Consider the following 3,718-nt stretch of genomic DNA (forward strand, 5'->3'; position numbering starts at 1 on the left):
CCGCGCCCCGCTGGGGGGCGTTGCCCCCCAGACCCCCCAAAGTATTTGAAAACCGAAGAAGAGGGGGGTGCTGACTCTGGCTTGGGCGGCTGACAGGGGCGCCGCACGTCACGCGAGGAGCATCCATGCCGCCACCCCCACCAAGAGGGCTGCGAAACCCCGGTTCAGCCTCACCGCGCTGGTGTCGTTTCGGAAAGCGCGGGCGAGCCTGTCCCCGATCAGCGTCCAGGTCGAGAAAGCCACAAGGTTGTTCAGCGTGAAGACGGTTGTGATCAGCAGAACGGCCGTCAGGACACGCGGCTCTGTCGGGGACAGGAACTGCGAGAACATCAGGGCAATGATGACATAGGCCTTGGGGTTGAGAAGCAGCAGCATCACCCCGTCGATGAACGACGCCGGGCGCGGGGTGCGCGCGGATGTCGATGGTCCGGCGCGCCAGTGTTTGAGCGCCAGCCACAGCACATAGACAGCGCCTGCGGACTTGAGCACGGGAAGCAGCATCGGCCATGTCTCGAGCACGCCGAGAAGGCCGAGGCCCAGCCCCATTGTCACGATCCATGTGGCGAGATGATAGCCGATGCTGGCGGACAGTGTCGCGCGAAAGCCGAAACGCACGCCATTGGCGGCAAAGAGCATGTTGCCCGGGCCGGGGCTGTAGGCCAGTGGGACGAGAAAGATCAAAAGGGCAAGAAGCGTGTCGGTCATGGGGATGTCCTGTGGTCAGGACATCACACTTGGCCGTGATCCCGCGCAAGGCGACCCGGTTCCTGCGGGATCAGGGGGCCCAACGCAGGAAGTTGGCGATCATCCGCAGGCCGGTGGCGGCGCTTTTTTCTGGGTGGAACTGGAAACCCACCATATTGTCCCGCGCCACGATGGCCGTGACATCGCCACCATACTCAACATGGGCCACGCGCTGGTTGGGTGAGTCGACGCGCATCTGGTAGGAATGCACGAAATACGCATGTTCGCCGGTTGTGACCCCGTCCAGCACCGGATGGGCTGTGTCGATCACCAGATCGTTCCAGCCCATATGGGGGACTTTCATGCCAGCGTCCGAAGGGTTGATCCGCTCCACCACACCGTCGATCCAGGCAAGCCCGTCAGTCGGGGTGTATTCCAGACCCTCACGGGCCATGAGCTGCATGCCGACGCAGATGCCAAGGAAAGGCCGCGCTTTGACCTCTACCGCCTCGACCATCGCGGCGAAGGCGCCGGAGGTGCGCAGCGCCGCCGCGCAGGCGGGAAAGGCGCCGTCACCGGGCAGGACCAGACGGTCGGCCCCGGCGATGACATCGGGGTCAGCGGTGACGACGACATCGCCGGCACCGACCTCTTTGGCCATGCGTTGAAACGCCTTTTCGGCGGAGTGCAGGTTTCCGCTTTCGTAGTCGATGATCGCAGTCAGCACGGGTTACAGCGCCCCCTTGGTGGAGGGGATCGCATCCGCCTTGCGCGGGTCGACCTCGAGCGCATCGCGCAGCGCGCGGGCGACGGCCTTGAACGCGGCTTCGGCGATGTGGTGGCTGTTCACACCGTGCAGCATGTCCACATGCAGGGTGATGCCGCCATGGGTGCTGAACGCCTGGAAGAATTCGCGCACCAGTTCGGTGTCGAAGGTCCCGATCTTGGCGGTCGGCAGATCGACGTTCCACACGAGGAAAGGCCGTGCCGACAGGTCCAGTGCCGCACGCACCAGCGCGTCGTCCATCGGCAGCAGGCACGCGCCATAGCGCACGATCCCGCGCTTGTCGCCCATGGCCTGCGTCAGCGCCTGACCCAGGGCGATGCCCACATCCTCGACCGAATGGTGGTCGTCGATATGCAGATCGCCCTCGCAGCGGACCTTCATGTCGATCAGCGAATGGCGCGCCAGCTGGTCCAGCATGTGGTCGAAGAACCCGATCCCGGTCTGGTTGTCATAGCTCCCGGTGCCGTCCAGGGTCACCTCTACGGTGATCTTGGTTTCGGCTGTGGTGCGGGTCACGGTGGCGCTGCGCATATCGCCTCTCCTTGGCAAGTGTCGCGGCCTTATAGGCGGGCCTGTCGCATGCGCCAAGGCCTTGTTGCAGATGCGCTTTCATCCGTGCATCTCTTGTATGTCACAAAAGGAATCCCGCCCATGACACAGCCCTTGCTGCGCAGTGCCACCGCCGCGGATGCCGACGCGCTGGGGATCGTGATGTTCCGCGCCATCCATGAGGGGACCGGTCCCTACTCGCAGGCACAGCGCATCGCATGGCTGGCCCAGCCCAACAGCGGTCCTGACTGGTCAGCGAGGCTGGCAGCGCAACACGTGGTGTTGGCGGAAAAAGATACGATCACGGGCTTCATGACGATGACGCCCGAGGGATATATCGACCTTGCGTATATCCTGCTGGTGGCGCGCGGGCAGGGGCTGTTTTCAGCGTTACTATCCCGGATCACGGACGAAGCCCGCAAGAAAAGCCTCGCTCGGCTTAGCACCCATGCCAGCCTGATGGCGCAGCCCGCCTTTGCCCGGCACGGCTTTGTGATCGACTACCACGAAACGGTCACGCGCAACGGCGAGACGCTCGCCCGCGCGGCGATGTCCATACCGATGTAACGGAAGATCGATGGAGCGGGCGAGGCGATTCGAACGCCCGACCCTAACCTTGGCAAGGTTATGCTCTACCCCTGAGCTACGCCCGCGCTGCCATCGTTTCAGACCGGATTGGAGCGGGCGAGGCGATTCGAACGCCCGACCCTAACCTTGGCAAGGTTATGCTCTACCCCTGAGCTACGCCCGCGCTGCCAATCTGGTAGGCGGGGATTTAGGGCTTGTTGCGGCGGGGTGCAAGAGGAAAATTCCGCCTTTTGTGCCTGCGATGGGCCGACTCGCCGCAGCACGCATCCGGGGGCCCGTGGTCTATCTGCTTTCCCCGCCCGCGCGAACGCAGTAGGCAGGCCCATCCACAGCCACGGGGGCCGTCATGGCGCAGAATGCCACCATCTACAAAGTCGAACTCGGCGTGTCGGACATGGACCGGCACTATTACGAGACCCACAAGCTCACCGTGGCCAAACACCCGTCCGAGACCGACGAACGCCTGATGGTGCGCCTTCTGGCCTTTGCGCTGAATGCAGACGAGCATCTGGAGATGACCAAGGGGCTCTCCACCGATGATGAGCCGGACATCTGGCAGAAAAGCCTGAGCGGAGAGTTGGACGTCTGGATCGCCCTTGGCCTGCCGTCCGAGAAGGTGCTGCGCCAGTCCTGCGCCAAATCGGGCAAGGTCATCGTCTATGCCTATGGTGGCCGCCCGGCCGAGGTCTGGTGGGACAAGGTCAAGGGCAGCACCACGCGGTTCGACAACCTGACGGTGCTTGGCCTGTCCGAGGCCGAGACCACGGCGCTCGCCGGTCTGGCCTCCCGCGCCATGAAGATGCGGGTCAACATCCAGGACGGCGAGGTCATGGTCAGCGTGGACGAGGGGATGGTCTACGTGACGCCGGAGGTTTGGAAGGGGTAGGGGGGTGAGCCAACATTCGCTGCACGGTGTGTGAATCACGCTGTGCGCAGTAAGAGGACTATGAAGTCATTTGGATAGCCTATAGCCAGCGTGCAGCACTTGTGCACTTCGTCTCACGCATCGAACATGTCAAGATCGCACATCAAGCTTGGTTGTAGATCTCACAACAACACAGGCCTATGTTCGCGACACACGAAGTTGATTGGATAGTGTATGCGCTTTAG

At 63.0% G+C, this 3,718-nt stretch carries 5 protein-coding genes and 2 tRNA genes; 2 read left to right on the top strand and 5 right to left on the bottom strand.

Annotated features, from left to right (window positions below; translation table 11 throughout):
* Window positions 1–108: 108 nt before the first annotated feature.
* From MRY75_RS16115 to hisB, 3 genes are all read right to left on the bottom strand, one after another.
* Window positions 109–705, bottom strand: coding sequence for a LysE family translocator (locus MRY75_RS16115; RefSeq protein ID WP_292309030.1), 597 nt, complete (start codon window positions 703–705; stop codon window positions 109–111).
* 70 nt (window positions 706–775) lie between these two features.
* Window positions 776–1,411 (bottom strand): imidazole glycerol phosphate synthase subunit HisH, encoded by a 636-nt coding sequence (hisH, locus tag MRY75_RS16120; RefSeq protein ID WP_292309031.1) that lies wholly within the window; start codon window positions 1,409–1,411, stop codon window positions 776–778.
* Window positions 1,412–1,414: 3 nt separating this feature from the next.
* Window positions 1,415–2,002 carry an imidazoleglycerol-phosphate dehydratase HisB gene (gene hisB / locus MRY75_RS16125; RefSeq protein WP_292309032.1) on the bottom strand — a complete coding sequence of 196 codons (588 nt, stop codon included), beginning with the start codon at window positions 2,000–2,002 and terminating at the stop codon, window positions 1,415–1,417.
* Between the two features lie 120 nt (window positions 2,003–2,122).
* Here hisB and MRY75_RS16130 point away from each other — a divergent pair, with 120 nt between their 5' ends.
* Window positions 2,123–2,587: a GNAT family N-acetyltransferase gene (locus MRY75_RS16130; RefSeq protein WP_292309033.1), complete on the top strand. Its 465-nt coding sequence runs from the start codon at window positions 2,123–2,125 to the stop codon at window positions 2,585–2,587.
* Between the two features lie 11 nt (window positions 2,588–2,598).
* Here the strand turns inward: MRY75_RS16130 and MRY75_RS16135 are convergent.
* Both MRY75_RS16135 and MRY75_RS16140 read right to left on the bottom strand, forming a co-directional pair.
* Window positions 2,599–2,673: transfer RNA gene (locus MRY75_RS16135), tRNA-Gly, on the bottom strand.
* A 23-nt stretch (window positions 2,674–2,696) separates the two neighbouring features.
* A tRNA-Gly gene (locus tag MRY75_RS16140) sits at window positions 2,697–2,771 on the bottom strand.
* Between the two features lie 183 nt (window positions 2,772–2,954).
* Between MRY75_RS16140 and MRY75_RS16145 the strand changes: the two genes are divergently transcribed.
* The gene (locus tag MRY75_RS16145) at window positions 2,955–3,494 is read left to right on the top strand and encodes a YaeQ family protein (protein WP_292309034.1); all 540 of its coding nucleotides are present in this window, start codon (window positions 2,955–2,957) and stop codon (window positions 3,492–3,494) included.
* The last annotated feature ends 224 nt before the right edge of the window (window positions 3,495–3,718 follow it).

Source organism: Marivita sp., from assembly GCF_022763305.1.
GTDB lineage: Bacteria > Pseudomonadota > Alphaproteobacteria > Rhodobacterales > Rhodobacteraceae > Marivita.

Coding starts and splice junctions, on each gene's coding strand:
- MRY75_RS16115 (WP_292309030.1), bottom strand. CDS start 705: ATGACCGACACGCTTCTTGCCCTTTTGATCTTTCTCGTCCCACTGGCC.
- hisB (WP_292309032.1), bottom strand. CDS start 2,002: ATGCGCAGCGCCACCGTGACCCGCACCACAGCCGAAACCAAGATCACC.
- MRY75_RS16130 (WP_292309033.1), top strand. CDS start 2,123: ATGACACAGCCCTTGCTGCGCAGTGCCACCGCCGCGGATGCCGACGCG.
- MRY75_RS16145 (WP_292309034.1), top strand. CDS start 2,955: ATGGCGCAGAATGCCACCATCTACAAAGTCGAACTCGGCGTGTCGGAC.